Raw genomic sequence first — 26,089 nt, 5'->3', positions numbered from 1 at the left:
AATACAACTCAGCCTGGCTGCGCCACCAGGCTGTTGCTGACGTTGCGGCCCAGCACCAACACCGTGACAAAGCCGCAGCCTACCAGCGCCGTGGCCAGGCTCAGCAGCACCGCTGTGCCCATGTGGTCGACCACCTGGCCGCCGAAGAATGAGCCCACGGCAATGATCACCTGGAACATGGCCACGAACAGCGGCATGCCACGCTCGACATCCTTGGGGGCTACGACAAACATCCAGATGTTGGCGCAGGCCGGGAACGCACCGAAGGCGAAGCCCCACAGTGCGATCAGCATCGCCGCGCCGGTCATGCCGGTGGCGAAGTGCGGGAACAGGGCAGTGCTGACGGCAATCATCAACGCGACCAGCATCAGGGTATGCCGCACGCTGCGGTTGGCTGCAAAGCCGGCGAAGATGTTACCCATGAAGCCGGCCACACCATACAGCAGCAACAAGGAGCCGATCGTAGGCCCGTCGAACCCGGCATTTTGCTTGAAGAACGGTGCGACATAGGTGTACGCGGCAAAGTGCGCCAGGCCAATCAGCAACACGGCGATCAAGCCGACCCGTGCTTGCGGGTTGATGAACAGCGCCGGCAGGTCGCTGATGCGAATGGCCTTTTCCGGCATCAGCCGCGGCAGCAGGAACACTTGGGCCAGCAGCACAGGCACACCCACCAGTGCGGTCACCAGGAAGGTCATGCGCCAGCCCATCAGGCCACTGAGCCAGGTGCCCACGGGTACACCCACGACGGTTGCCAGGGTTACGCCAGCCATGATGATGGAGTTGGCCTTGGCCACGCCCATGCCATCAGGTGCCAGTCGGCCGCTAAGGGCAATGGCGGTCGCCCAGAAACCACCAATGCTCACACCCAGCAGCACGCGGCCGACCAACAGCAGGTTGAAGTCGCCGGCATAGGCCACGATCGCGTTGGCGATGATCATGATCAGTGTCAGGCCGATCAGCAGGTAGCGTCGGTCCAGCGCACCCACGCCGACGGAAATCAGGGGGGCGGCCAATGCGGCCATGATGCCGGGCAGGGTCACCATCAGGCCGGCAAGCCCGGCACTGATGCCCAGGTCGCTGGCCACATCGTTGAGCACCCCCACCGGGAGGAACTCACTGGTGACCAGGGCGAAGGCACCCACGGCGACCGAGAGGATTGCCAGCCATTGCTGCAGGACACTCTGTTGACTATGTTCGGGAAGGCCGCGAGGGGCCTGGCGGTTGCTTGGCATGGGTTTGGTTCCATGAGGGATATCGCCTGTAGCAGGCGCAGGAGCGGGGGGATTTGCAGGGGATTATAGGGACGCCCTTGTCAGGACGACAGGCAGGCCGCTTGATAGTAAACATCAGCGCAATCGATGAAACACCGTGAGCAGAGCGCTTGCAATGGCAGTGTCACTGTAGGCAGTTGTTGCGGAACCTGGGAATGCTGCGGGTAGGGCAGCATTCGGAAAAAGGCTGCCCGCCTGGTCCGGTGTGTTATGGCGACACCAGCACATCACACTGCGATTCGTTCAGTACATGCTTGGTGACGCTACCCACCAACAGCTCCTCCAGCGCGCTAGTACCCTGCTTGCCGACCACGATCAGGTCGCATTCCAGCTCCTGTTCCTGTTCGGCAATGCGCCAGCCAGGGTCGCCATGCACAACGATCTGCCGTGCATCGGGCATGCCGGCTGCCTGGCTCAGGGCGGCAAGCTGTGTCACAGCATCCTTGCGGATCACATTGCGGTAATGGGTGAGGGTGTCGTGGTCGATGTGGGCGAAGCGCACGCTGCTTTCGAACGGTGCTTCGTACACATGTAACAGAATGATCTCGGCCTGTGGGGCAATACGCCTGGCCAACTCGATGGCGCGCAGCGATACGGGGGAAAAGTCGACGGGAACCAGCACGGTGCGGTAGGCATCGCGAGGAGCAGGCTTGACCACCAGCAAAGGGCAGGGCATGCGGTTGAGCATTTTCTGCACGGTCGAGCCGAGCAGCAGGCGCCGGGCCACGCCTTGGCCCCTGGCGCCGCACACCAGCAGGCTGCTGTGCTTGTCCTGTACCACCCGGGTGATTTCCGTGGTCACCGAGCCGCTGGCAACCTGCACACCTGCAGAGATGTCGTAGCGCTGGAACAGCATGGCGGCCAGCGCATGGATTTTTTCTCCGGCGCTATCCAGTACGCGCTTCAACAGGTCGTCGTCAGGCACTACCAACTGCTTCAGGCGCTCGAAGGGTGCCGGGTTGGCAACGTAGAGCAGGTCAAGCGAAGCCTGTTGCGCTTTGCTCAGGTAGGCGGCGCGCTCCGCAGCGTTGCGGGCATAGGGGGACAGGTCGGTGGCAACCAGTATGTGTTTCAGCGGGTTCATGTGGGGCTCCTTGTCCAAGGCCGCGCACAGTGATATTGGGTAAATCCCTATTGCTGTGCGGCTGGCGGTGCTTGAGTCATTCCTTGCTTGAAGCCATCCTCGCGCGAACCCGGCGTGAGGGCTTGATGTGTGTCAATGGAATGGAGAAGCTGCAGCTGCAGCTGCAGCGAATCATGCTGGCAACAGCACGCGCAGCACCCCTGTGACGACAATGGCAAACACCACCACCGGCAAGAAGGAAAACCATTGTTTCTACTTTACGTTGGGCAGCAGGGGGCTGCCGGGCCGTTGTTGCAGAATCTGGGTAGCTTGTGGACGGCGCCGTTGGTACAGCTTTCGGTCTGAAGGTCTTTTGGCAGGTACTATCGCCGGGAGGCCTTGTCCTCTGTGTCGGGGTTGGCTGCCGGTTATGAGGTCACCCCGATAGATCCCGATTCAGCGCATTATTCCGGCTCAATGTTATCAAGTAGTTGGATTGAGTCTAGGCGGTAAAGGTGGTATTTCGCCACGGACAGCAGCGTTGTCCGTGGCGAGAGAGTTAGATCCATTTCCTAAGTTAATTTCAGATTGTATTGCCGTTTGTAGCGGATGTCCCTGGGGTAGGGTGTTTAATATCATTATGTTATGTTCGTTGGCATAGTTCTGTCGGCTTGCTTGGTCGAAAATGTTAAATGAGCCGATATCAATGTCGTTCTGAGAATAGGTGCGTTTATTTTTCAGGATGGATTTTGGTTCGTCGTTGACTCCGTGAGAGATATTACTGGGCATCAGATGTTTATTGAAGTGCACGGATCTTTTGTCGCCGGATATTAGTTTCTCCCCTTTGATAGGGTGTGTGACGCTATCTCGTTGCAATGGGGGGCGTTTGCTTAGGTCTTTGGATGCCTGGGCTTGGCGTTTGAATACCTGGGCTTTTACTCCTCCGCGAGGTACGCCGATAGTACTGACTACGCGTCTTGTCTGTGCGGATGGGTCTGAATAGTTAATGGGGTCGGAAGAGCAGTAAGCGTATGTGTTTATCCCTCCGTCCCTGAAGGGGCTTAAGCTGTCAGGGCTTAGGAAGCGCATAAGAATAGGGCTGTAATTGCGATGCCCCGCTCCAAGCGCGTAACAGTTTGTCATGGAGTCCAATGCCTGACCAGTGAAGCTGATTAACTCCAATATTGAGTTTTCAGCGGGGTCATAGCCATAGGGTGAATAAACATTTGTTTTTTTTTGGTTGGTGTTTTGGTAGTTAAGAACTGAGTGGCTAGCATTGATTGCAATAAGGCAGGAATCACCTGTTTTGCTCGAATCCATTAGCGCGAGTGGCTGTTCGCCATTTCTGAAAGCAGAATGAGTTCTAGCGTGCTCTTTGATTGAAATAAGACTTTTGTTCTGGTAAAAATATAACCTGAAAATAGGTGTGGCATTCATCGTGCTATTACCTCGGTCCATTGAGAAGTGTGCAAGCGTGCAGGTATAAGTCTCTCGTGATTTCAAGTCGGGTACTACTGGCAAAAATGATAGGTATACGCATCCATGGCCGGCTGACCAAGGCGGTCACGGGTTTGTACCTGTTACCTTGCGCCGTGGCGGTTGCAGTAGCTTGGGTAACAGGGTTGGTTGGCCATTTATCCAGGCTTTTTTAGTAAGACCGCAGCGAAGGTCATGTCGAAGCCGTAGTTGCGCGGGTCGCCGAGCAACGGCCCGATTTGCGCGCCAAGGCTGGTGAAAGCCACCCAGGTGGCCCGCCGGCACAACGCTATGCCCATGAAGTATCGCAGGCTGAAGGCGCCGCGCTGATGTGCGCGCCACCTGCGTCACCTTCGAAGTGGTGCGCTCGCGCTTTGTCGACCGCAAGAGCGTCGGCTGGCCAAGCTTCGTGGCGGACAACGTGGGGTTTGAAGCCTTGGTCGTGGGCAGCAGCCTCGGCGCAGGCATCGACGTGCCTTTGCTGGCCGACCTGGCCGAGACCACCGAGGTGCATGTTGATGGCGAACTACGCGTGCGGGGCTTGACGGGCGATGCCGCAACCGACCCGTTGGTGTCGCTGGCCCACCTGTATGCCCATGCTGCCGAACGTGGCTTTACCCTGAATGCCGGGGATGTGGTAACCACGGGGGCCATGTGCCAGCCCTTCGACCTGAAGGCAGCAGGGCATCAGGTCAGTGCCAGGTTCCTTGGCCAGACGTTGTCGTTCACCCTGTAACGGCCGACCACTGTTCGAATGCCGCCTGCATCCGCTGCCGTGTCTGCGGGTCGGCAGGGATCAGGTGCTCGATGCGCAGTGATTGCACGGTAATGTCCTGCGGCATGCCGAATGTGGTGAAGGTGGACAGAAACGTCAGCACACCGTAAGGCGTGCATACACGGGTGAGCAACACGGGAGCCGCCGCCGTTTCAAGTGGGCTGGCCGGGGCCGGCAGGCTGTGCAAGCGCTCGGCCAGTGCCGGGTTGCCGGCGGCCTCCCTGGTGGCGCGCTGCCAGGCAGCGGCGCGGATCTCTTGCGCATTGGCCAGGTGGTCGCCCAGGCCGCCAGGGCAGAGCAGTGTTTGCAACAGGTTAAGCCCTGTCACCGGTTGTGCCGTAACGCCTGCCATCGCCAACAGCAGGCCCGTACTGGTATTGGCGGCGATGACGTCCCAGTTGCTGTCGATGACGATTGCCGGTGCGGGGTTGTTCACCTGCAGGATATGGTCGATAGCGGTGTGTACCAAGGCCAGTTCAGGCGCATCGAGTGGCGAGGCCGCGTAGCGGGGCGCGTACCCGGCGGCGACGAACACCTCATTACATAACGCCAGCGGCGCGCCAAGCGCCGAAAGCAGGGCATGCAAGGTGCTCGGGCTGGGCTTGGCGCGCCCGGTTTCCACACAGCTCAGATGACGCTGCGACAGCCCCGCCAGCAGCGCCAGTTCCAGTTGGCTGAGGTTGGCCTGCCGGCGCAGCTGACGCAGATGCTGGCCCGCCGTGGTCTGTGGGGCAGGGGTATTTCGATGGAAAAGATGCGGATTCATGCGTTGCCCTGATCGTCCTTGAGTGCAATGTCCATGACCTCACGGGTCATTGAGCGCAAGCAACCCTATCACTACTGTGGTGGCAAACCCTACCAAGGAGAGGACGATGGGCTTGCATGTCTTTGCGCTTTGCGTGGTCGCGTTGTTCCTGAAGATGTTCCTGGTCTCCTGTTATCAGGGTTACCACCGCTTGCGCGTTGTCGCGTTCACCAACCCGGAGGATGCCGCTGTCTTCAAGCGCGCCCCTCAGCCAGCGGAGCGCCCGCAGGTAATCCGCGCCGCCAGAGTGTGGGCCAATGATCTTGAGAACATCCCGGCTTTTTTTGCCCTTGGCGGGCTGGCCATTGCACTGGATTCGCCTGCCGCACTCACTGCCTGGCTGTGCGTCGTGTTCACCTTGGCCAGGGGCCTGCACACAGGGGCCTACCTGGCGGCGCTGCAGCCTTGGCGAACACTCTTCTATGGTATCGGTGTGCTCTGCCTGCTGGGCTTTTGCGTGCTCATCCTGATGAGGGTATTCAGCCTTTACCGGGCCTGATGACCGCCCGCGCAATTTTGCATGAGTCAGCTTGATGCTTTCCTCTAGCAGTACTAATACTAAAGCACTGCCGAAGAGGGATGATCATGCAGACGCGCTTCGTTGTGGTTCCTGCCGTGCCGCTCCAGAAAGAAATCTACCCACGCCGCCTCGGCTTTCCTGCCGTGTTGGGGGAGGGCTACGACCTTTATGACACGCAAGACAAGATGCGCCTGAGCCTCAACTTTCCGACCCGGGCTGCGGCGGAGTTCGAGTGCCTATGCCGTAACCGCTGCCCAGAAACAGATGAGGGGGGTATTGCCGGCCTTGGTTGATGCCGGTGAGCCGCGCATGGCATCAATCTGCCGTGATGGCGCAACCAGAAAGCTCTAACGTGCGGCCTGCCATTCAATAGTCACAAAGCTGTAACACAGCTGATGCAAAGTGTGCCGGCCATCACACGGAGCACATTTTGATGAAACGCCTGATGAAGTCTGCTGCACTCGCTGTTGCCGTTTCCCTCTGCGCCACTTCGGCAGCCTTTGCTTCCGAAAACGTTCGCCTGACCGGTTCCGGTGCCAGCTTCCCTGCACCCATCTACCTGACCTGGTTCAAGGACTTCAGCAAGAACACCGCTGGCGTCACCGTTGATTACCAGTCCAAGGGGAGCGGGGCGGGTGTACAGGACTTCCTGAACAAGACCGTCGACTTCGCCGCCAGCGACTCGGCCATGAGCGAAGCAGACATTGCCAAGGTTGGCGAAGGCGTGCAGTTGCTGCCAATGACCGCCGGTGAAATCGTGCTGGCTTACAACCTGCCGGGCAACCCTAAAGGCCTGAAGCTGCCGCGCGATGTGTACTCCAACATCTTCCTCGGCAAGATCACCCAGTGGAACGACCCGCAAATCGCTGCGGCCAACCCTGAGCTGAAGCTGCCTGCCACCCCGATCACTGTGGTGGTACGTGCCGACTCCAGCGGTACCACCGCCGTCTTCACCAAGCACCTGTCGGCCATCAACGCTGACTTCAAGCAAGGGCTGGGTGAAGGCAACACCGTTAACTGGCCGGCCACTGACAAGTTCATCAAATCGCCGAAAAACGATGGCGTAACCGCCACCGTCCGCCAGACCCCAGGCGCCATCGGCTACATCGAGTACGGTTTTGCCAAGCTGGCCAAGGTCGACTTCGCCGTGCTGCAGAACAAGGCTGGCCAATACGTCGTGCCGAACGCCGAGAGCGGTGCCGAAGCACTGGCTGCGGTGAACATGCCGGAAAACCTGGTGGCCTGGCTGCCAGACCCGACCGGTGCCAAGTCCTACCCGATCACCTCCTACACCTGGATGATCTTCCGCAAGGACAACGGCAACCCGGCCAAGGCCAAAGCCATGCGTGAAATGGTCGAGTACAGCCTGACCAAAGGCCAGACCATCGCCGATTCGATGGGTTACATCCCGCTGCCACCGTCGGTTGTCGACCAGGTGCGCAAAGCGTCGGCCAACATCCAGTAATACCCAGGCGCTCCCGGTATGGCAGTGAAGCCGTGCCGGGCGTGTTTGTCCCTTGTCCCGGAATTTGCCCATGAACACACCCTTTGCCATACCGGATAACCCCGACTCTGCGTGCCAGCCACCGTCAGCGAAAGACTTCCTGGTTGATCGCACTTTCCGTGCGCTTGCGCGCATTGGTGTGGTGCTGGTACTGGCGCTGGTCGTCGCGCTGGTCTACGAAGTGGGCCGCAAGGCACTGCCAGGCATTGAAAAACACGGTTTTGACGTGCTGTTCGGCAGCGTCTGGGATGTTAACCAAGGCAAGTACGGTATTCTGCCAGCGATCTGGGGCACGCTTTACAGCGCCTTCATCGCACTGTTGATCGCCGGTTTCTTCGGCGTCAGCATGGCCATTTTCCTCACCCAGGATTTCCTGCCGGCACGGCTGGCTGCCGTGTTCCGCACCATTGTCGAGTTGCTCGCCGCCATCCCCAGCGTGGTTTATGGCCTGTGGGGCATCTACGTCGTTATCCCGGCCATCCGCCCGCTGACCACCTGGTTGAACAGCGAGCTGGGCTGGATCCCGTTTTTCGGCACTTCCTTGAGCGGGCCAGGCCTGCTGCCTGCGGCGCTGGTGTTGGCCATCATGATCCTGCCGACCATTGCCGCCGTTTCCCAGGATGCGCTCACCAGCGTGCCGATGAAAACCAAGCAGGCGGCCTACGGCATGGGGACTACCCACTGGGAAGCCATCCTCAAGGTGATGGTGCCATCCGCCGCCACCGGTATTTTCGGTTCGCTGGTGCTCGGCCTGGGCCGTGCCTTGGGTGAAACCATGGCGCTGGCCATGCTGGTCGGCAACGCCAACACCATTTCCGTGTCCCTGTTCGCACCGGCCAACACCCTGGCGGCGCTGTTGGCGCTGAACTTCCCGGAAGCCGGCCCGAACGAGGTCGAAGTACTGATGTACGCCGCACTGGTGCTGATGTTCATCACCCTGCTGGTGAACGTGCTCGGCTCGATGATCATGCTCTACGCCCAGCGGGGTAACAAATAATGACGGACCTCAGCACCCCAACAACTGCTTTGCCCAGCCTGCAGCGCAAGCTGGAAGGCCGTGCCCTGCGCAGCCTGATACTGACCACGCTGGCCTGGGTTGCGGCGCTGGTGGCCAGCGTGCCGCTGATTTCCGTGCTGTACATGCTGGTTACCCGCGGCGGTGCACGCCTTAACCTGGAAGTGTTCACCGAGCTGCCGCCCACCGGCTTCGAGATGGGCGGTGGCTTCGGCAACGCCATGGCCGGTACGTTCGTCATGGTCGGTATCGCCGCAGCCATCGCGGTGCCGGTTGGCATCCTGGCGGCGGTATTTCTGGCCGAACTCGGGCCGGACAGCAAGCTGGCCAACGCCGCGCGCTTTGCCGCCAAGATGCTCACTGGCCTGCCGTCGATCCTGGCCGGTGTATTTGCCTACGCCCTGGTGGTGATGACCACCGGTACCTATTCGGCGCCGGCAGGTGGCGTGGCACTGGCGGTACTGATGCTGCCGATCGTGGTGCTGACCGCCGAAGAGTCGATGAAGATGGTGCCCAAGATCATGAAAGATGCTGCCTACGGCATGGGTTGCACCCGTGCACAGGTGATCTGGAAGATCGTCTTGCCCACCGGCCTGCCCGCCATCCTGACCGGCGTCATGCTGGCCGTGGCCCGCGCCGCTGGCGAAACCGCGCCACTGCTGTTCACCGCGCTGTTCAGCAACTACTGGATTTATCACGACGGCAGCCTGGCGGTCATGAACCCCACGGCCTCGCTGGCCGTGCTGATTTACAACTTCTCCGGCATGCCGTTCGACAACCAGCTGGAGCTCGCCTGGGCGGCTTCGCTGGTACTGGTAATGATCGTGCTGGTAATCAACATTCTTAGCCGTGTTTTCGGCAAGCCCAAGTATTGAGAAAGGGAGCATCCAAACTTGAACGTATCCACTGCGCAAAAGGTCGCTCCCGTGGTCAACGAAACCCCCATCGTCATGGACTGCAAGCTGGACAAGATCTTCTACGGCAACTTCATGGCCGTACGCGACAGCCATGTGCCGATCCGCAAGAACGAGATCACCGGCTTCATCGGGCCATCCGGCTGCGGCAAGAGTACCGTGCTGCGTAGCCTCAACCGCATGAACGACCTGGTAAAGGGCTTCCGCTTCGAAGGGCATGTGCACTTCCTGGGCCAGGATGTCTACGGCAAGGGCGTCGACCCGGTAGTCGTGCGCCGCTACATCGGCATGGTGTTCCAGCAGCCCAACCCGTTCTCGATGAGCATTTTTGACAACGTCGCGTTCGGCCTGCGCCTGAACCGCTACAAGGGCGACCTGGGTGACCGCGTGAAGCACGCGCTGCAAGGCGCCGCCCTGTGGGACGAAGTAAAGGACAAGCTCAAGGTCAGCGGCCTGTCCCTGTCCGGCGGCCAGCAGCAGCGCCTGTGCATCGCGCGCGCCATCGCCACCGAACCGGAGGTGCTGCTGCTGGACGAGCCGTGCTCGGCACTTGACCCGATCGCTACCCGCCGCGTGGAAGAGCTGATGGTCGAACTGAAGAAGGACTACACCATCGCGCTGGTAACCCACAACATGCAGCAGGCGATTCGTGTCGCCGACACCACCGCGTTCTTCTCGGTCGATATCTCCCAGGGTACCCGTACCGGTTACCTGGTCGAGATGGGCCCGACCACGCAGATTTTCCAGAACCCGCGTGAACAACTGACTGCCGACTACATCAGCGGCAAGTTCAGCTGATCACTTTTCAAGGTGGCCGGGCGTTGCAGCCAGGAAGGGTGCAACGCCCGGCCGCGTTACCTTCCCTTAAAGTGTTACCCGGGATTTCCAATGCCAGCGATGCGTCGTCTTGATCTGTCAGCGGTAGAGCGCGCACTGCGCGAGGTGCAAGGCCGCTTTGCCGAACTCAGCCAGCATTTCACCGAACCGAGGGACCCGTTCACCGACGAGGTGCTGCTGAATGTGCTTGAAGGCTATGCCCTGATTGACGACTATGTCGCTCGCGGTATCGACCTGTTCGACCTGCAACAGCTGAACCTGATGCTGGAAATCAATGCCACCGTGCTGTGCGGCAGCGACCCGGCCCGCCGCCTGGAGTTCGCCCCCCACCTGGCTGCAACCGAGGCGCACTTTTTCAACAACGTCGAAGGTGGCATCAAGGATTTGTACAACTGGTACTGCGCGTACCGCAGCGATTCGGTCTGGAAGCGGGCTGCCGGTGTGTATGTACGTATCCTCAGCAAGCCGCAGCTGTTCATCGAAGGCAACAACCGCACGGGTTCGCTCATTGTCAGCTATTTGCTGATGCGTGCCGGGCTGCCGCCATTCGTGCTGTCGCTGGATAACGCCGAGGGTTACTTCAACCCGTCCTCGGTCATTCGCAACTCCGCCAAACACGGTGTCAAGGCTTTGTACGAACTACCCAAAATCAAGAAAAAGTACGCCGCTTTCCTTGAAGCGAAGGCGCCTGAGCCCGGCAAGTTCTTCCTGAGCGGTACGCCCGTGCCTGCCTGCGAGAGGAGCCGCTGATGCTTCGTTCATCCATGCTCCAGCGCGGGCGCCAAGCCATCGAGCGCAAGCTCAAGCGTGGCCAGGTACGTATTTCCTTCGATATCGACGACACGCTCGCCTGCCTGCCTGAGCACGCTGACGCCGAGGACAGCAAGCTGCCGGGCTTCGTCCACCGCTGGTTGGGCGAGCCCCTGCGCAGTGGCACGCGTTCGCTGATCCGCGACCTGCGCCGCCAGGGTTGCAGCATCTGGATCTATACCTCCTCGGGGCGCACCCCGGCCTACATTCGCCGCTGGCTGATGCTGTATGGCATCCATGTCGATGGCGTGGTCAACAGCGACCGGCACCAACACATCCTGGCCCAGAAAGGCCTGGAGAATTCCCCCTCGAAGTTACCCTCGGCGTTCGATATCGACCTGCATGTCGATGACTCCGAAGGTGTGCGGCTGGAAGGTGTCGACCATGGTTTTCGTGTGGTGGTGGTGTGCCCGAAGGATGAGCACTGGGCGCAGAAGGTGAAGGACGCGGTGGTCGATGTGCAGGCACGGCTGGCCTGGCAGCAACCGCACCGCTACCAAATGCCACTGCGCCAGCGTTCGCAGGCGCTTGCTTCCTGAGCACACGTTAATGGGGCCGCAAAGCGGCCCCAGTTCGTTCAGCCGTACTGATACCAGCCGGTTATTCATGCGTACACCGTAAGTCTTGCATCCCGGTCCCATCAGGTTGCGCTTCCAAATCATCACGCCTCACGAGCCGATCTAAAGCACCCACCACCCCGCCCCAAAGCAGCGTATCTGGCAATTTGCCCTGTTCTGATAATCGCCTCCGACATCCAGTCCCCTGTTTGGAGCGCGCCATGTACAACAACAATAAGCACCTGCCGCCTCGTTTCCTCGCCGCCGCCATCGCCAGCTTTTCTGCCCTGGGCCTGAGTGGTGTCGCCGAAGCCGAGATCATGCTGTACGACAAAGACCAGACCACCTTTTCCACCGACGGCTACATCAATGCCTTCTACGTCAACAGCAAGGTCGACCGCGAAGGCGAGCAGTTCGATCGCCGCCAGTCGCGGGTGAAAATGGGCTTCCTGCCCAACTACCTGGGCTTCAACATGGGCAAGCAGGTGGATGACCTGAAGCTCGGCGCACGTGCCTCGTTCTGGGTCACCATCAACGACAGTGAAACCAACGGCACCGACACCGCCATCGACGTGCGCCAGTTCTACGGCACCGTGGCCAATCCCGAGTGGGGCGAGGTGCTGATCGGCAAGGACTTCGGGCTGTTCGCCCGTTCCAACATCCTGCTCGACGAACTGCTGGCCGGCTACGGCCAGGTCAGTGACACCTTGGGGCTGGTGGACGGCGGCGGGGTGTCGTTCGGCAACATCGGCAGTGGCTACCCGTACCCGTTCCCCACCTCGCAGATCACCTACCGCACCCCGGTAATGGACGGCCTGCGCGTGGCGGTAGGCATCATGGACCCGGTGGACACCAACGACAGCAGCCCGACCGGCAAGGCCTACCAGGAAAACCCGCGTACCGAGAGCGAGATTACCTACCAGTTCGACCTGGGCGGGGCGCAGATCTACAGCTGGGTCAACGGCAGTTACCAGACCTCCGACAACACCGACTCGACGGTGGAGACGATCACGTCCAAAGGTGTTGGCTATGGCGTGCAGGCGAAGATGGGCGGGCTGTCGCTGACCGGCTCGGGGTTCCAGGCCAAGGGTATCAACCCGTTCTTTACCAACAATGCCGGCGAACCGGTCTTGCGTAACGTCGACAGTGACGGCTACCTGTTGCAGGGTTCGTACAAAGTCGGCAAGAACCGCATTGCCTTGTCGTATGGCAAGACCAAGGACGATGGCAACGGTGCGGTGGGCAGCGGGGCGGACTACGAGACCCGTGGCGTGGCACTGTTCCATGACGTCAACGACAACCTGAAGCTGGTGGCCGAGTACAACCAGTTTTCCATCGATGGGCATGACACCAGTGCGCAGAACGAAGACACCGATACCTTTGCAGTGGGTGCGGTGTTGACCTGGTAGGCACCCGGGGCCGCAAAGCGGCCCCAACATTTACGCCCATGGAACCGCCCACCCGCTACCCAAGTAGCATTCGTCCCCCGCAAACACCTTCGTACACTGACCCCTCAGCCACCCCGCGCCGGAGACCCCAATGCAGCAGGCTCAAAACGACGGTGTGGTCAGCGCCATGTCCCAGGCCACCGACGCCCGGTTGGCCGCCCAGGACCTGGCGCGGCAATTGCTGCACCCGCACCTGGGTTTCGTGCTGTTCTTCTGTTCCGCCGAATACGACTTGCAGGCCTTGGGCGAGGCCCTGGAGCAAGGTTTCGGCGGCATCCGCCTGGTCGGCTGCACCAGCGCCGGCGAAATCACGCCGCAGGGCTACGGCCGTAATTGCGTCACAGCCGTAGGCTTTGATCACCGGCACTTTTCTATCGCCACTGCGTTGATCGATGAAATGGAGCGCTTCAGCCTGATCGACGCCCAGCAGATGGTCGAGCGCCTGGTCGGCACCTGCCGCAGCAATACGTTAGCCCCCATCAAGGGCCACAGCTTTGCCCTGACCTTGCTCGACGGCCTGTCCAGCCGCGAGGAAATGGTGCTTGCCGCGCTCAGCGCGGCGTTAGGTGAAATCCCGCATTTCGGGGGCTCTGCCGGTGACGACAACTACCTGACACGTACCCACGTGTACTACGGCGGCGCCTTCCACAACGGGGCGGCCGTGGTGGTGCTGGTCAACACCTGGCTCGATTTTGAAGTGTTCACCACGCACCACATCTTGCCACGCCAGGAAAAGCTGGTGGTAACCGGCGCCGACAGCGCCCAGCGCCGGGTCATTGAACTGAATGCCGAGCCCGCAGCCGAAGAATACGCCCGCCACATCGGTGTACCGGTGGCTGCGCTTGACCATAGAGTGTTCGCCGCTCACCCGCTGGCCGTGCGCATTCACGACCAGTACTACGTGCGAGCGATCCAGCAGGTGCACCCGGACCTGAGCCTGAGTTTTTACTGTGCAGTGGAAAACGGCATCGTGCTTACGGCCATGACCCCAGGCCCGCTGTTGCCTAACCTGCACCAGCTGTTCGACGGCCTGCGCCAGCGCCTCGGGCCGCTGTTGCTGACCATTGGTTGTGATTGCTTCCTGCGGCGGCTGGAACTGGAGGCCCGGCATGGCCTGGAACCGGTCGGCGCGTTTCTGCGTGAGCAGCGGGTGATCGGTTTCAACACCTACGGAGAACAGTTCAATGGCATGCACATCAACCAGACCTTCACCGGGGTCGCCATTGCCCGCAACCGGCCTCCTGTCGGGCGCTGAGCTGCAGGCCGAGGTCACCCGGCTGCAGCACGAAAACCAAAAGCTGCAGCGGATCAACGGCGCGTTGATTGAACGCATCGAGTCTGGGGTAACCCGGGGTAACGATCCCTATGCGGCGTTTCAGCATTCCGTGGTGCTGGCCGAGCAGGTGCGTGAACGCACCGATGCCCTGAACCAGGCCATGGCCGAGCTCAAGGCCGTCAACCGCTTGCTCAGCGAGGCCCGCCAGCGGGCCGAGACCGCCCACCAGCATCAGATTCGCCTGATTACCGATAATGTACCGGCGCTGATCGCTTACCTGAACGCCGATCTGGTCTACGAGTTCACCAACAAGGTGTATGAAGAATGGTATTGCTGGCCCCACGGCGTAATGCTTGGCCAGAGCCTGCGCGAGGCCCACAGCGAACAGCATTACCAGCGCCTGGAAGCCTATGTGGCGCGGGCGCTGGCGGGGGAGAGCGTCACCTTCGAATTTGCCGAAACCAATATCAATGGCCAGGAACGCTACATGCTGCGCTCCTACGTGCCGAACCGCCTGGCCAGCGGCGAGGTGGTGGGCATCTTCGTGTTGATCCGCGACATTACCGAGCGGCGCAACACCGCCCAGGCGCTGCACCAGGCCTATCAGCACCTGGAGCAGCGGGTGCGCGAACGCACCGCCGAACTGACCAGCCTCAATGACCAGTTGCTGCGTGAAATCGAAGAGCGAAGCCAAGCCGAGGCTCGCCTGCGCGAGGCCAAGCGCGAGGCCGAACAGGCCAACTTGTCGAAAACCAAGTTCCTCGCAGCGGTCAGCCATGACCTGCTGCAACCGCTGAACGCGGCGCGGCTGTTCACCAGCGCATTGCTGGAGCGCCGCGACCCGCAAGACAGCGCCCACCTGGTACGTAACGTCAGCAATTCGCTCGAAGATGTGGAGAACTTGCTCGGCACTCTGGTCGACATTTCCAAGCTCGATGCCGGGGTGATCAAAGCCGATGTCGCCCCGTTTGCCCTGCGGGAACTGATGGACAACCTTGCTGCCGAATACGCACAGGTGGCGCGCAGTGAAGGCCTTGAACTGCATTTCGTGGGCTGTTCGGCGGTGGTGCGCAGTGACATCCAGCTGCTGGCGCGGATCCTGCGCAACCTGCTCAGCAATGCCATTCGCTACACCCGCAGCGGGCGTGTGGTGCTGGGCTGCCGGCGCCTGCGTGGCGGCCTGCGGATCGAAGTGTGGGACAGTGGCATCGGCATTGCCGAAGAGCACCTGGACGACATGTTCCAGGAGTTCAAGCGCGGTGATGTGCAGCGCCCGGACCAGGACCGCGGGCTAGGCCTGGGCCTGGCGATTGTAGAAAAGATCGCCGGCATCCTTGGGCATCGGATACGGGTACGTTCATGGCTTGGCAAAGGCTCGGTATTCGCCGTCGAAGTGCCACTGAGCACCACCGCGCCCAAAACCCAGCCGAGCCAGGTGGTCAGCGAGCCAATGCTCGAACGCCTGCGCGGGGCGCGGGTGTGGGTGCTGGATAACGACGCGGCGATTTGCGCCGGCATGCGCACCTTGCTGGAGGGGTGGGGCTGCCGGGTGGTCACGGCGCTGTCGGAGGAAGACCTGGCACGCCAGGTGGACAACTACCATGCCGAAGCCGACCTGCTGATAGCCGATTACCATCTGGACAACGACTGCAACGGTGTCGACGCCGTGGCGCGGATCAATGCCCGGCGCACCCAGCCATTACCGGCGCTGATGATTACCGCGAACTACAGCAACGACCTCAAGCAGCAGATTCGCGAGCTGGGCCACACCCTGATGCACAAGCCGGTGCGGCCGATGAAGCTCAAGACGGCGATGAGTCACCTGCTGGCCGGCAGCATGACATAGCCGCTGGCCTCTTCGCGGGCTCGCCCGCGAAGAGGCCAGAACAGGCTAACGCCGCAGGTAGTCGGCAAAATCGATATCCCCGGCACTGAGAATGGCCTGCACCCGGTTATGCACATTGAGCTTGCGCAAGATCGCCGAAACATGAGCCTTCACCGTGGTTTCGGCGATGTCCAGCGTATAGGCAATCTGCTTGTTCGACTCACCCTTGGTCATGCGCTCCAGTACCAGCAGCTGCTTGCGGGTCAGGGCCTGGAGCATTTCCGGCGGGAAGCTCGGCGCCTCGTTGTGGCGCCGGCTGGTGTTGCTTTTCTGGGCGCGGATGATGTCGGGCGGCAGGTAGACATTGCCGTTGAGGATCTGCTCGATCGCTTCGATCATCTGCGAACGGGGCGAAGACTTGGTAATGAAACCCACGGCACCGTAGGTGATGGCCTGCAGCACGATCTGCTTTTCCTGCTCGGCCGAAACGATCACCACCGGGGTGGTCGGCGCCTCGTTGCGCAGGGTAATCAGCCCGTTAAGGCCATGCATGCCGGGCATGTTCAGGTCGAGCAGGATCAGGTCGAGGTCGTCGTGCGCCTGGGTCAGGGCCAGGGCGCTGTCCAGGTCGGCGGTTTCCATGACCTCGCTGCCCTGGAAGCCATCGCTGATGACGTTGTGGATGGCTTCGCGAAACAGCGGGTGATCGTCGGCAATCAAAATTTTGTACATGGCCTTTTCACCTTGTTTTTATTGGAGGGGGCGGGGCACGCATTTACAGGCAGTTCAGGGAAAGGGTACAGGTTGCGCTGGCTGCAGCGGCAGGTTGGCCTGCTGCCAGGCGTCCAGGCCGTCGCGGTACCAGTACAGGTTGTTGTAGCCCAGGGCTTTAGCGCGTTTTACCGCGTTCCAGCTTAACCAGCAATCGGAGCGGCAATAAAAAACCAGGGGGTGCTCCGGGTGCCCGGCAGTGGCTTTTTGCAGGTTGCGCACGAAGTAGTCCTGCCAGGCCGGGCTCAGCTCGCCGTCGCCGGTGTTGGCCAGCCAAAGGCTACCCGGGAGGTTGGCGTGCGGTTCGTCTTCGATGAATTGGCCTTGCAGCCATTGGCGGCGATAGACGTCGATCAATACTGGCCTGGGGCTTTGTGCCAGCAGGTTTTGCAGCGTGGCGGTGTCGATGACTTGGCCGCCCTCGACCTGTTGCGGGGTCGGGCTGCGGTAGAGGGTGGCGCGGTAGCCTTCGGCGGAAAACAGCGGGGTGGTGTCGGCCTGGGCGATACCCAGTGACAGACACAGCGAAAGGGCAGCCAGCAAAGGGCGCGGGGCACGTGGCATGGTTTTATCCTTTTTGTTATAGGCCCATTACATGCCAGTGGTGGTGTGTTGTGAATGCGACGATCAGACAGCAAAGGCAGTACTAAAGTAGTAGGCACTGCTCAGGAAGATGGGGCCATAAAGCAGCCCCAGGCAGGAGGCTTCAGCGCGGCTTGCGCAGCGCGGCATGCTGAGGGTTGAAAGTGAGTATCGCCAGCAGGGTGAACAGCACGGTCAAGCCAAGGCATACAGCCAGTGCCAGCAGGTTCAACCGCTCATACAGGGCGAACCGCACCAGCTCCACGGCATGGGTGAACGGGTTCACCGCACACAGCCAGTACAGCCACTGGCTGGCCTCGCGCATCTTCCACAGCGGGTACAACGCCGAAGACAGGAAAAACAGCGGGAAGATCACGAAGTTCATCACCCCGGCAAAGTTCTCCAGCTGGCGGATCGCGTTCGACAGCAGCAGCCCCAGGGCACTGAGCATCAACGCTACCAGCAGTATTGCCGGCAGCGCCAGCAGCAGGCCCGCCGCTGGCGGCTGTACGCCGTACAGCCAGGCGATGGCGAGGAAGGCATACACCTGCAGCAGGGAAATCAACGCGGTCGCCAACAGCTTGCTGCCCAGCAGGAACGGCCGTGGCAACGGGCTGGTCAGCAGCACGCGCATGCTGCCCATCTCCCGGTCATACACCATCGACAGCGAGCCCTGCATGCCATTGAACAGCAAGATCATGCAGGCCAGGCCCGGGATGATGTACACCTCATAGGGAATGTAGGTGTCGTAGGGCTCGATGATGGCAATGCCCAGGGCCGCACGAAACCCGGCGGCGAACACCAGCAACCACAGCAGCGGACGCACCAGCGCACTGAGCAGGCGCGTGCGCTGCATCACGAAGCGTAGCCATTCGCGCAGCATGATGCCGTTGAAACATTGCCAGTAAGCGTTCATTGGGCATTGGCTCCTGAGGGCGCGCTGGTCAGCCGGGCAAAGGCATTGTCGAGGTCGCCACCGTGCTCCAGGCTCAGGGCGTCGGCGGTACCGCGTGCTACCAGGCGGCCTTGATGCAGAATCAGCAGGTCATCGCTGGGCTGGACCTCGTCCAGCAGGTGGGTGGTCCACAGCACGCTGAGCTGCTGCTCGCGGCACAGCCGCCGCACGTGCTGGTTGAGGGCCAGGCGGCTGGCCGGGTCGAGGCCGACACTGGCTTCGTCAAGCAGTAGCAGGCGTGGTTCGTGCAGCAGGGCGCGTGCAATCTCCACCCGGCGCCGATGGCCGATATTCAGCGCACGAACACGCTCATGCCGACGTTCGCCCAGGCCTTGACGGGCCAGTTCGGCGTCGACCCGTTGGCTGCTCTGGCGCCGCGACAGGCCATGCAGCGCCGCGTGGTAGCGCAAGTTCTGTTCAACGGTCAGGTCCAGGTCGAGGGTGCTTTGCTGAAACACCACGCCCAGCTGGCGCAAGGCCGGGCGTGCGGCATTGCGCAGCGAGCAGCCGCCTACGCGGATGTCGCCGTGCTGCAGGTCGTACAGGCGCGTAAGCAGGGCGATAAGTGTCGATTTGCCGGCCCCGTTGGGGCCCAGCAATGCGGCGAATCGCCCTGGCGCCAGGCTGAACCCGACCTGTTTGAGTGCTGCGCGTTGGCCATAGGCAAAGCTTACATCACTGACGTCGAGGGCGTTCATGGTGTGACCACCACACCCCAGGGGTAGCGCCCGACCTTCACCGACTTGAGCACTTTGAGGTTTTTTGCATCGATGACCGAGACATCGCCGCTGACGCCGTTGGTGGCCAGCAACTGGCTCTGGTCCGGGGTGAACGCCAGCTGCCAGACACGCCGCCCGACCAGCAGGTAGTCGAGCACCTCGTAGGTGTTGGCATCGATCACCGCCACATGGTTGGCCGGGCCCAGGGCGACGAAGGCGTACTTGCCATCGGCGCTGAGCTTGATGCCCACCGGCTGGACCTTGTCCGGGTGTACGCCCTTGATCTGGAAGTTCAGGGTTTTGAGTACCTGGCGCGTGGCCACGTCGAGAATGGTCACCGTGCCGCCGATTTCCGCCGATGCCCATAGCCGCGAGCCGTCCTTGTTGAACTCGACGAAGCGTGGCCGCTGATCGACCAGGGTGCTGTCGGCCAGGGTCTGGGTGCTGGTGTCGATCCAGTGCAGCATGTTGGTGGTTTCGCTGGTGTTGACTGCCCATTTGCCGTCAGGGCTGACCGCCATGCCTTCGGGTTCGATGCCAACGTCGATCTGCCCCAGCACCTTGTCGGTGACGGTGTCGATCACTGTCACCAGCGCGTCGTCCTCGTTGGACACGTACAGCCAGCGGTCGTTGGGGTGCAGGGCGAACTGCTCGGGGTCCTTGCCGGAGGGCAGCTCCTTGATGATCGTGCGGGTGGCCACGTCCATCACCTGCACCCGGTCCGAATCGCTGGCGCAGATGTACAGCAGTTTGTTGTCGTGGGACAGCAGCAGGCCGCGCGGGCGCTGGCCGACCGGCAAGGTGTCGGTGACTTCAAGCGTTTGCATGTCGATCAGGCTGAGGCTGTTGTCCTTCTCGTTGGAGACCCAGGCAGTGGCAGCCATGGTGTGCCCGCTGGCCAGTGCCAAGGCGGCCGATAGCAGGCTGGGGCAAAGCAGGGCCCTGTGAAAGAGGCGGCGCATGGCGGATTCCTTATTGTTGTGGTGATCGGGTCAGGGGTAGCTGCAGGTCACTTCGGGCTTGTCGTAGCCCAGGCTGTCCATTTCGTTGAAGGGGTGCAGGAAACCTTCCTGCGGTGAGGTGCTGACCAGGGCGCGCGGCTGTACCAGCGCGATTGGCTGGCGCAGTTCGCCGTTCCACGGGCGGTAGCTGAGCTTGCGGCCCTTGAACCCGTCTAGCGGCAACTGTTCGCTGAGCAGCAGTTGCTGCAACGCACGTGGTTCGGTCTGGCGCAGTTTGCTGACTGCACTGGCGACGCTGCGCACGGCCATCCAGGCGGCGAAATCGCGGTCGTTCATCCAGCGCCCGGCCTGGGCTTCGAAGCGTTTTTGCAGCTGCGCGGCGCCGAAGGTTTCCACGGTCTTGTGCCAGCCGGTGGGGGTCAGCCCTTGGGTGCCTGCCACCGGGCGCGGGTACCAGGTCTGGTAGGGCAGGTACTCGCCGAAGTCGCCGCGTTCGTCCGCCACAAGCACCACGTCGTATTCGGCGGTTTGCGTGAACAGCGGCATGTCGGCCTGGGCGCTGCGGCGCTGGTCGTTGTCGAAGGTCCAGGCTTTTTCTGCAACCAGCTGCATACCAAAGCGCTTCATCGCCCTGCGCAGGGCGGCGGCGTACGCCTGGTCGTCTTCGGTCTGGCCGACCACCAACAGTGCCCGCTGCCATTTGCGCAATACCATGAACTGCACCAGGGCGTCGGCCAGCATGGCCCGGCTCGGCAGGCTGTGCAGCACATTGCCCAGGCACTGGCTGCTGCGCAAGCTGTCGTCGGGGCTGCCGGCATTGAACAGCAGGCTGTCGGGCAGGGCGGCAGACAAGGCGCGCAGGCTGGCGGCCGGGGCATTTACCACGAACAGCCGCAGGCCCTGGTCGTGCTGGGCGTTGGCCGCCTGCAGCAAGGCTTCGGGGCTGTCGGCCGTGGCCTTGGTCAGTTGGAATCGCTGGTTCAGGAAGCGCCCCGTGCTGTTGCTGTCGATAATCGCCAGTTCCGCGCCTTGCACCCCGGCATCGGCAGGTTCGGGGATGATGTTGGACAACAACGGGCCTGGGTCGGGGCGATAGCTCAGGTAGCCGATGTGTACCTGCAAGGGTTCTTCGGCGGGTGCCAGCGGTGCGCACAGCGCTGCGGCCAGGGCCAGCAGGCAGGTCAGGGCAAGAGGGGCAGGCTGGCGCATAACATACTCCACGGCAGATGGCGCCAGCATAGGAAGCCCACCGGGAGGGGGAAATATGCAGAAAGTAGCGCCCGGCCGGTACCAAGGTAGTAATTCGGCGTAGGTGCTGCGGCTTTACGATGGGAAACACGATGGGCTACAACGCCCAAGGAGAATCGTCTGTGCGCCCTGTCAACCTGTCGGCCCTGTGGCGGATCAACCTCTGGGTCACGTGCTGCTTCGCACTGGTGACGCTGGCCTGTGCCGGCGTGCTGTTGCACCAGGCGGTGGCTGATGTCGAGCGTGAGTTGCAGTCTGCCGAAGCCGTGGTGGCTTACCTCGGCGACACCGCCGAACGTGACCCGGCAAGCCTGCAACCCCGGCTGACCCAGAGCCTGCGCCATGTGCGGGTACACTGGCTGGCGGCGGGGGAAGCACCGCAGCTACCGCCGCAGAGCGGCCTGGATGCCTGGCTGGGCCGCCAGCTGTTGGGTGAGCGGCACAGTAGCAGCCGGCTGCTGGACCTGAATGACGGGGCGCGGGTGCTGATCGCTGTAGATGCGCGTGATGAGATCGACGAAGTCTGGGATGCCTTGCAGCAACTGCTCGGCTTGTTCGGCCTGGCGTTGCTATTGAGCCTGTTGACCATCCGCTGGGCGGTACGGCGGGGCATGGGTTTGCTGGATGAGCTGCTGCAAGCCTTGCGTCAGGTCTCGGGCGGGCAGTTGACGGCCCGCCTGCGCGAGGCCGGCCTGCCGGAGGCCCGTCAGCTGGCGGAACACTTCAACCGCATGGCCGCCACCCTGGAGCAGACTCAGGCCGACAATACGCAACTGACGCAGGCCCTGCTGGCGGTGCAGGAGCAGGAACGCACCCACCTGGCGCAGACGCTGCACGACGACCTTGGCCAATACCTGGCAGGTATCCGTGCCCAGGTGTGCCTGTTGCGCATGGTGGCCGACCAGCCGACCGTGGTGGAGCAGACTGCGCAAGCCCTGGCACTCAATTGCGAACGCCTGCAACAGGGCTTTCGTGCGTTGGTACGTGACCTGTATCCGGTCGCGTTGCAACACATGCCGCTGGCTGAAGCCTTCGACCTGCTCGTCAACCAGTGGCAGGCCAGCCAGGGCATTGAATGCCGTTTGCGGGTTGGCGGGCACCTGCCAACGCTGCCCGGGGCGAGCCGCACGCACCTGTACCGGTTGCTGCAAGAGGCGCTGACCAATGTCGCCCGGCATGCCGGTGCCAGCCAGGTGCGGGTACGCCTGCAACGCAGTACCAAGGGCCTGCGCCTGCTGATTCGCGACAACGGCTGCGGAGCCCGTCAGCCGCAACGGCCCGGCGTAGGCTTGCATTCGATGGCCGAACGCGCCCGTAGCCTGGGGGGCGAACTGCGCATTTTCAGCCGCCCCGGGGTTGGCTGGGCACTGGCTCTGAATATTCCCTTGGAGGTGTGATGAATATTGTATTGGTCGATGACCATGCCGTGGTCCGCCAGGGCTATGCCAGCCTGCTGCGGGCGGTGTTGCCCACGATGGAAGTACGAGAGGCTGCCAGTGGCGAAGAGGCCTTGGCCCGGGTTCAGGAGCAAGTGCCTAATCTGGTGATCATGGATTTTGGCCTGCCTGGCATTAGCGGCCTTGAAACCACCCGCCGCCTGCGCCAGCGCCTGCCCCAGTTGCGGGTGCTGTTTTTCAGCATGCATGATGAGCTGCCGCTGGTGCGCCAGGCGCTTGAAGCCGGGGCCTTGGGTTACCTGACCAAAAACTCGGCGCCCGAGGTGTTGATCGAGGCGGTGCAGCGGGTGTTGGCCGGGCATGCCTACATCGAGCAGCCTTTGGCTACCCAGTTGGCTTGCACTTCACCACAAAACGCCAATGACCCGCGTTTGCAGCGCATGACCCAGCGTGAGTTGGAGATTTTCACGATGCTGGCCAAAGGCACCCCGGCGCGGGTGATTGCCGAGCAGTTGTGTATCAGCGCCAAGACCGTGTCCAATCATTTGACCTTGCTCAAGAGCAAGTTGCAGGTCAGCTCGCATGCCGAGCTGGTGCATCTGGGGATTGATCTGGGGGTGGTGAGGGTGGCGGGGTGATTCGACGTGCGGGATGCGGCGCCTGTGAGACCCAGCGCCGCCCGCGCGGCGCTGGGTCTCACAGGCGCTGAAGATGCCACGGCGAACCCTTCGCTCAATTATCCCAAGTCTCTGGGCACCCCTTGCACCCCTCCATGTTGGCCTCCTGAAAGTTCCCGTAATGCTGCCGCGCCCCGCGCAAATCGGCGCGTTCCAGGTTGCTCTGGCCAAATTTGGCTTCTTGCAGATTAGCGTCCCCCAGGTTGGCCTCTTGCAGGTCCGTCTTGCTCAGCCAGGCCATTTCCAGGTCTGCGGCCTGCAGGTTGGCGTGGTGCATCTTTGCCCCTGACAGCCGGGCGAACTGCAAGTAGGCCGCGCCGAGGTCGGCTTTCTCGAACTGCGCGCCTTGGGCGAACATGCCCCAGCCTTGAATGGCGACCAACTTGCTATTACTCAGGTCAGCCAGGCGCAGGTTGCTTTGCTGCAGGCTGGCGCGGGTCAGGTTGGCGCCTTGCAGGCGGGCCTTTTCCAGGTTGGCGAGGTCCAGCCGGGCATGGCGCAGGTCGGCCTCACGCAGGTCGGCACCGGCCAGGTTCATCTTGCGCAGGTCCTGGTTGGCCAGGTTGGCGCCGCGAAGGTTGGCCCCCGGGCACTGGCTGGCTTCGGCAATCACGCAACCGTTGACGGTCAGGGGGGCATCGTTGCCATCGTCGTCGGCACTCACCGCCATGGCGGGTGACAGTACCAACAGCAAGGCAAATGGCAGGTAGTTCATGGTGAAAGGCTCCTGGCGGAAGATGAACAAAAGCGGGGAGGGGGTTGGCCCGCTCCCCGCTGGCGATCAACGTTGCGCGGTCTTGTTGTCCCAACTCGGGATCTTGAACACCCAGAACGAACCACCCTGGGCCACCGGCTTGGTCAGCTCAGCCATGTCTCCGCCCCATAACGGCACGGCGCCGCCGTAGCCCACGGTCACGCCGATGTACTGTTCGCCGTCCTGCTCCCAGGTAATGGGCGGCGAAACGATGCCGCTGCCGGTCTGGAACTTCCACAGCTCTTTGCCCGTCTTGGCGTCAAAGGCCTTGAAGAAGCCGTCACCGGTGCCGGTGAACACCAGGTTGCCTTTGGTGGCCAGTACGCCGGCCCATAGCGGCAGGTGCTCCTTGTGTTCCCACACCAGCTTGCCGGTGGTCGGGTCCATGGCCCGCAGGGTACCGACGTGGTCGTCGTACATGCGCTTGATGCGGAAGCCCATGCCCAGGTACGCCGAGCCTTTCTTGTAGTTCACTTCCTCGGTCCAGTACTCCTCCTTCCACTGGTTGCCGGGGATGTAGAACAGGCCGGTGTCCTGGCTGTAGGCCATGGGGTTCCAGTTCTTGCCACCGAGGAACGGCGGTGACACTTCCACCGGTTTTCCCTTGGTTTCACCCGGCAGCGGCTTGGCCGGGCGCTGGCCAGGGTTTTCTACCGGGCGACCGGTTTTCAGGTCGATGTGGCTGGCCCAGGTGATGTTGTCCACGAACGGGAACGCATTCTGCAGCTTGCCGTTGTTGCGGTCGACCACGTAGAAGAAGCCGTTGCGGTCGGCGTGGGCGGTGGCCTTGACCACCTTGCCGTCTTTGTCCTTGTAGTCGAACAGCACCAGCTCGTTGTTGCCAGAGAAGTCCCAGGCATCGTTCGGCGTGTGCTGGTAGAACCACTTCACCTCGCCGGTGCTCGGGTCGACGCCGACCTGGCCCGAGGTATAGAGGCTGTCGTAGTCGTGGGGGTTGCCATCCTTGGAGGTGCGTGCCCAAGTGTTCCAGGGGCCGGGGTTACCAGCGCCGACGATGATGGTGTTGGTCTCGGCATCGAAGCTTGCACTTTGCCAAGGGGCGCCGCCGCCGTGGCTCCAGGCTTCGACCTTGCCGGTTTCGGTGGTTGGGTCATCTGGCCAGGACGGCGCCTTCACATCGCCGGTCGGGGTACTGTCCTTGCCGTTCAGGCGGCCCATGTGGCCTTCGACGAAGGGCCGCATCCACACTTCTTCACCCGTTTCCGGGTCGCGGGCGAACAGCTGGCCAACCACGCCGAACTCATCGCCGGAGCTGCCATGGATCAGCAGCACCTTGCCGCTGGTCTTGTCCTTGATCAGCACCGGGGCGCCGGTCATGGTGTAGCCGGCGCTGTGGTCGCCGAACTTCTTGTTCCACACCACCTTGCCGGTGTGCTTGTCCAGGGCGATGACCCGCGCGTCCAGGGTGCCGAAGTAGATCTTGTCGCCGTAGATCGCCGCCCCGCGGTTGACCACGTCGCAGCACGGGCGAATGTTGTCGGGCAGGCGGTGGTTGTAGGTCCACAGGCGTTTGCCGGTCTTGGCATCCAGGGCGAATACCCGCGAGTAAGAGCCGGTGACGTAGACCACGCCGTCACTGACGATGGCCTGGGATTCCTGGCCGCGCTGCTTCTCGTCACCGAAGGAATAGGACCAGGCCGGGGTGAGCTTGAATACGTTCTTGTCGTTGACCAGGGCCAACGGGCTCCAGCGTTGGGCATTGGTGCCCATGCCATATTGCAGTACGTCCTTGGTGGTCAGGTGGTCGTTGGCGATGTCTTCCCAGGTCACGTTCTTGCCGGCAGGTGCCGCTGGGGGAGTGGCCGCGATGGCCGCGTTGCTCAGGGCCAGGCTACCGGCCAGCAGCAGGGCCCGCACGCTGAGGGCCAGAGGGGAGAGGGCGGGTAGCGTTCTTGTTGTCATGG

25 protein-coding genes and 2 pseudogenes are annotated in these 26,089 nt (G+C 61.9%); 15 read left to right on the top strand and 12 right to left on the bottom strand.

What is annotated here, in order from left to right:
* Window positions 1-8 precede the first annotated feature (8 nt).
* Both B9A31_RS15655 and B9A31_RS15650 read right to left on the bottom strand, forming a co-directional pair.
* Entirely contained in the window at window positions 9-1,235 is a 1,227-nt protein-coding gene (locus tag B9A31_RS15655; protein WP_016714324.1) for an MFS transporter, read from the bottom strand.
* A 247-nt stretch (window positions 1,236-1,482) separates the two neighbouring features.
* Window positions 1,483-2,358, bottom strand: coding sequence for a universal stress protein (locus B9A31_RS15650; protein WP_084297129.1), 876 nt, complete (start codon window positions 2,356-2,358; stop codon window positions 1,483-1,485).
* Between the two features lie 243 nt (window positions 2,359-2,601).
* On the opposite strand from B9A31_RS15650, the pseudogene B9A31_RS27515 reads away from it, so the two are divergent.
* A pseudogene (locus B9A31_RS27515) lies at window positions 2,602-2,703 on the top strand (DUF2780 domain-containing protein); the annotation flags it as partial.
* 117 nt (window positions 2,704-2,820) lie between these two features.
* Here B9A31_RS27515 and B9A31_RS15645 read toward each other — a convergent pair.
* The gene (locus B9A31_RS15645; protein ID WP_159453280.1) at window positions 2,821-3,774 is read right to left on the bottom strand and encodes an RHS repeat-associated core domain-containing protein; all 954 of its coding nucleotides are present in this window, start codon (window positions 3,772-3,774) and stop codon (window positions 2,821-2,823) included.
* 367 nt (window positions 3,775-4,141) lie between these two features.
* Here B9A31_RS15645 and B9A31_RS27510 point away from each other — a divergent pair.
* Window positions 4,142-4,549, top strand: a pseudogene (locus B9A31_RS27510) (hydratase); the annotation flags it as partial.
* Here B9A31_RS27510 and B9A31_RS15630 read toward each other — a convergent pair.
* Complete coding sequence (locus B9A31_RS15630; protein WP_084297127.1) at window positions 4,539-5,354, bottom strand: helix-turn-helix domain-containing protein; 816 nt, start codon at window positions 5,352-5,354, stop codon at window positions 4,539-4,541. The pseudogene B9A31_RS27510 and the gene B9A31_RS15630 sit on opposite strands and share 11 nt — an antisense overlap.
* Before the next feature lie 106 nt (window positions 5,355-5,460).
* Here B9A31_RS15630 and B9A31_RS15625 point away from each other — a divergent pair, with 106 nt between their 5' ends.
* From B9A31_RS15625 to B9A31_RS15575, 11 genes are all read left to right on the top strand, one after another.
* Entirely contained in the window at window positions 5,461-5,892 is a 432-nt protein-coding gene (locus tag B9A31_RS15625; protein ID WP_025753187.1) for an MAPEG family protein, read from the top strand.
* 80 nt (window positions 5,893-5,972) lie between these two features.
* Complete coding sequence (locus B9A31_RS15620; protein WP_016714321.1) at window positions 5,973-6,206, top strand: hypothetical protein; 234 nt, start codon at window positions 5,973-5,975, stop codon at window positions 6,204-6,206.
* Between the two features lie 140 nt (window positions 6,207-6,346).
* A complete protein-coding gene (gene pstS, locus B9A31_RS15615) occupies window positions 6,347-7,378 on the top strand; it encodes a phosphate ABC transporter substrate-binding protein PstS (protein ID WP_016714320.1) in 1,032 nt (343 codons plus the stop codon).
* 70 nt (window positions 7,379-7,448) lie between these two features.
* Window positions 7,449-8,414, top strand: coding sequence for a phosphate ABC transporter permease subunit PstC (gene pstC, locus B9A31_RS15610; protein ID WP_016714319.1), 966 nt, complete (start codon window positions 7,449-7,451; stop codon window positions 8,412-8,414).
* Window positions 8,414-9,307: a phosphate ABC transporter permease PstA gene (gene pstA / locus B9A31_RS15605; protein ID WP_016714318.1), complete on the top strand. Its 894-nt coding sequence runs from the start codon at window positions 8,414-8,416 to the stop codon at window positions 9,305-9,307. Before pstC ends, pstA begins: the two co-directional genes overlap by 1 nt.
* A 75-nt stretch (window positions 9,308-9,382) precedes the next feature.
* Window positions 9,383-10,144 (top strand): phosphate ABC transporter ATP-binding protein PstB, encoded by a 762-nt coding sequence (gene pstB, locus B9A31_RS15600; protein WP_042131386.1) that lies wholly within the window; start codon window positions 9,383-9,385, stop codon window positions 10,142-10,144.
* Window positions 10,145-10,234: 90 nt separating this feature from the next.
* Window positions 10,235-10,933 carry a hypothetical protein gene (locus B9A31_RS15595; protein WP_019096515.1) on the top strand — a complete coding sequence of 233 codons (699 nt, stop codon included), beginning with the start codon at window positions 10,235-10,237 and terminating at the stop codon, window positions 10,931-10,933.
* On the top strand, window positions 10,933-11,532 hold the full coding sequence (locus tag B9A31_RS15590) for a trehalose-phosphatase (protein WP_016714315.1): 600 nt from the start codon (window positions 10,933-10,935) through the stop codon (window positions 11,530-11,532). Before B9A31_RS15595 ends, B9A31_RS15590 begins: the two co-directional genes overlap by 1 nt.
* Before the next feature lie 239 nt (window positions 11,533-11,771).
* The gene (locus B9A31_RS15585) at window positions 11,772-12,959 is read left to right on the top strand and encodes a porin (protein ID WP_016714314.1); all 1,188 of its coding nucleotides are present in this window, start codon (window positions 11,772-11,774) and stop codon (window positions 12,957-12,959) included.
* Between the two features lie 130 nt (window positions 12,960-13,089).
* A complete protein-coding gene (gene nosP, locus B9A31_RS15580) occupies window positions 13,090-14,253 on the top strand; it encodes a nitric oxide-sensing protein NosP (protein ID WP_027615160.1) in 1,164 nt (387 codons plus the stop codon).
* Window positions 14,183-16,120, top strand: coding sequence for a hybrid sensor histidine kinase/response regulator (locus tag B9A31_RS15575; RefSeq protein WP_371104903.1), 1,938 nt, complete (start codon window positions 14,183-14,185; stop codon window positions 16,118-16,120). Before nosP ends, B9A31_RS15575 begins: the two co-directional genes overlap by 71 nt.
* A 45-nt stretch (window positions 16,121-16,165) precedes the next feature.
* On the opposite strand, the gene B9A31_RS15570 is transcribed toward B9A31_RS15575, so the two are convergent.
* The 6 genes from B9A31_RS15570 to B9A31_RS15545 form a co-directional block, all read right to left on the bottom strand.
* The gene (locus tag B9A31_RS15570; protein WP_016714311.1) at window positions 16,166-16,831 is read right to left on the bottom strand and encodes a response regulator transcription factor; all 666 of its coding nucleotides are present in this window, start codon (window positions 16,829-16,831) and stop codon (window positions 16,166-16,168) included.
* A 54-nt stretch (window positions 16,832-16,885) separates the two neighbouring features.
* On the bottom strand, window positions 16,886-17,434 hold the full coding sequence (locus tag B9A31_RS15565; RefSeq protein WP_016714310.1) for a PQQ-dependent catabolism-associated CXXCW motif protein: 549 nt from the start codon (window positions 17,432-17,434) through the stop codon (window positions 16,886-16,888).
* Window positions 17,435-17,576: 142 nt separating this feature from the next.
* Window positions 17,577-18,368, bottom strand: a complete 792-nt coding sequence (locus tag B9A31_RS15560) for an ABC transporter permease (RefSeq protein ID WP_084297126.1) — start codon at window positions 18,366-18,368, stop codon at window positions 17,577-17,579.
* Window positions 18,365-19,105, bottom strand: a complete 741-nt coding sequence (locus tag B9A31_RS15555) for an ABC transporter ATP-binding protein (RefSeq protein WP_019099523.1) — start codon at window positions 19,103-19,105, stop codon at window positions 18,365-18,367. The genes B9A31_RS15560 and B9A31_RS15555 overlap by 4 nt, the downstream gene beginning before the upstream one ends.
* Window positions 19,102-20,088, bottom strand: coding sequence for a YVTN family beta-propeller repeat protein (locus B9A31_RS15550; RefSeq protein WP_016714307.1), 987 nt, complete (start codon window positions 20,086-20,088; stop codon window positions 19,102-19,104). Before B9A31_RS15550 ends, B9A31_RS15555 begins: the two co-directional genes overlap by 4 nt.
* 30 nt (window positions 20,089-20,118) lie before the next feature.
* Entirely contained in the window at window positions 20,119-21,297 is a 1,179-nt protein-coding gene (locus tag B9A31_RS15545; RefSeq protein WP_084297125.1) for an ABC transporter substrate-binding protein, read from the bottom strand.
* Between the two features lie 161 nt (window positions 21,298-21,458).
* Here B9A31_RS15545 and B9A31_RS15540 point away from each other — a divergent pair, with 161 nt between their 5' ends.
* A complete protein-coding gene (locus tag B9A31_RS15540) occupies window positions 21,459-22,733 on the top strand; it encodes a HAMP domain-containing sensor histidine kinase (protein WP_019099521.1) in 1,275 nt (424 codons plus the stop codon).
* On the top strand, window positions 22,733-23,371 hold the full coding sequence (locus tag B9A31_RS15535) for a response regulator transcription factor (protein WP_016714304.1): 639 nt from the start codon (window positions 22,733-22,735) through the stop codon (window positions 23,369-23,371). Before B9A31_RS15540 ends, B9A31_RS15535 begins: the two co-directional genes overlap by 1 nt.
* A 94-nt stretch (window positions 23,372-23,465) precedes the next feature.
* Here B9A31_RS15535 and B9A31_RS15530 read toward each other — a convergent pair whose 3' ends face one another.
* Window positions 23,466-24,125: a pentapeptide repeat-containing protein gene (locus B9A31_RS15530; RefSeq protein ID WP_027609026.1), complete on the bottom strand. Its 660-nt coding sequence runs from the start codon at window positions 24,123-24,125 to the stop codon at window positions 23,466-23,468.
* A gap of 66 nt (window positions 24,126-24,191) precedes the next feature.
* Window positions 24,192-26,087 (bottom strand): quinoprotein ethanol dehydrogenase, encoded by a 1,896-nt coding sequence (gene exaA, locus B9A31_RS15525; RefSeq protein ID WP_084297124.1) that lies wholly within the window; start codon window positions 26,085-26,087, stop codon window positions 24,192-24,194.
* Window positions 26,088-26,089: the final 2 nt, after the last annotated feature.

It is taken from the genome of Pseudomonas sp. URIL14HWK12:I5 (genome assembly GCF_900176445.1).
GTDB classification, from domain to species: domain Bacteria; phylum Pseudomonadota; class Gammaproteobacteria; order Pseudomonadales; family Pseudomonadaceae; genus Aquipseudomonas; species Aquipseudomonas monteilii.
Note: the sequence above shows the minus strand (reverse complement) of the source record. Positions and strands in the feature narration are given on the sequence as shown.

Bases quoted from the DNA above. Each gene is read 5' to 3' on its own strand.
- pstS (WP_016714320.1), top strand. From the start codon at position 6,347: ATGAAACGCCTGATGAAGTCTGCTGCACTCGCTGTTGCCGTTTCCCTC.
- B9A31_RS15590 (WP_016714315.1), top strand. From the start codon at position 10,933: ATGCTTCGTTCATCCATGCTCCAGCGCGGGCGCCAAGCCATCGAGCGC.
- B9A31_RS15655 (WP_016714324.1), bottom strand. From the start codon at position 1,235: ATGCCAAGCAACCGCCAGGCCCCTCGCGGCCTTCCCGAACATAGTCAA.
- nosP (WP_027615160.1), top strand. From the start codon at position 13,090: ATGCAGCAGGCTCAAAACGACGGTGTGGTCAGCGCCATGTCCCAGGCC.
- B9A31_RS15545 (WP_084297125.1), bottom strand. From the start codon at position 21,297: ATGCGCCAGCCTGCCCCTCTTGCCCTGACCTGCCTGCTGGCCCTGGCC.
- B9A31_RS15575 (WP_371104903.1), top strand. From the start codon at position 14,183: ATGGCATGCACATCAACCAGACCTTCACCGGGGTCGCCATTGCCCGCA.
- B9A31_RS15560 (WP_084297126.1), bottom strand. From the start codon at position 18,368: ATGAACGCTTACTGGCAATGTTTCAACGGCATCATGCTGCGCGAATGG.
- B9A31_RS15650 (WP_084297129.1), bottom strand. From the start codon at position 2,358: ATGAACCCGCTGAAACACATACTGGTTGCCACCGACCTGTCCCCCTAT.
- B9A31_RS15530 (WP_027609026.1), bottom strand. From the start codon at position 24,125: ATGAACTACCTGCCATTTGCCTTGCTGTTGGTACTGTCACCCGCCATG.
- pstA (WP_016714318.1), top strand. From the start codon at position 8,414: ATGACGGACCTCAGCACCCCAACAACTGCTTTGCCCAGCCTGCAGCGC.
- pstB (WP_042131386.1), top strand. From the start codon at position 9,383: ATGGACTGCAAGCTGGACAAGATCTTCTACGGCAACTTCATGGCCGTA.
- pstC (WP_016714319.1), top strand. From the start codon at position 7,449: ATGAACACACCCTTTGCCATACCGGATAACCCCGACTCTGCGTGCCAG.
- B9A31_RS15565 (WP_016714310.1), bottom strand. From the start codon at position 17,434: ATGCCACGTGCCCCGCGCCCTTTGCTGGCTGCCCTTTCGCTGTGTCTG.
- exaA (WP_084297124.1), bottom strand. From the start codon at position 26,087: ATGACAACAAGAACGCTACCCGCCCTCTCCCCTCTGGCCCTCAGCGTG.
- B9A31_RS15620 (WP_016714321.1), top strand. From the start codon at position 5,973: ATGATCATGCAGACGCGCTTCGTTGTGGTTCCTGCCGTGCCGCTCCAG.
- B9A31_RS15570 (WP_016714311.1), bottom strand. From the start codon at position 16,831: ATGTACAAAATTTTGATTGCCGACGATCACCCGCTGTTTCGCGAAGCC.
- B9A31_RS15595 (WP_019096515.1), top strand. From the start codon at position 10,235: ATGCCAGCGATGCGTCGTCTTGATCTGTCAGCGGTAGAGCGCGCACTG.
- B9A31_RS15625 (WP_025753187.1), top strand. From the start codon at position 5,461: ATGGGCTTGCATGTCTTTGCGCTTTGCGTGGTCGCGTTGTTCCTGAAG.
- B9A31_RS15630 (WP_084297127.1), bottom strand. From the start codon at position 5,354: ATGAATCCGCATCTTTTCCATCGAAATACCCCTGCCCCACAGACCACG.
- B9A31_RS15535 (WP_016714304.1), top strand. From the start codon at position 22,733: ATGAATATTGTATTGGTCGATGACCATGCCGTGGTCCGCCAGGGCTAT.
- B9A31_RS15555 (WP_019099523.1), bottom strand. From the start codon at position 19,105: ATGAACGCCCTCGACGTCAGTGATGTAAGCTTTGCCTATGGCCAACGC.
- B9A31_RS15645 (WP_159453280.1), bottom strand. From the start codon at position 3,774: ATGAATGCCACACCTATTTTCAGGTTATATTTTTACCAGAACAAAAGT.
- B9A31_RS15585 (WP_016714314.1), top strand. From the start codon at position 11,772: ATGTACAACAACAATAAGCACCTGCCGCCTCGTTTCCTCGCCGCCGCC.
- B9A31_RS15550 (WP_016714307.1), bottom strand. From the start codon at position 20,088: ATGCGCCGCCTCTTTCACAGGGCCCTGCTTTGCCCCAGCCTGCTATCG.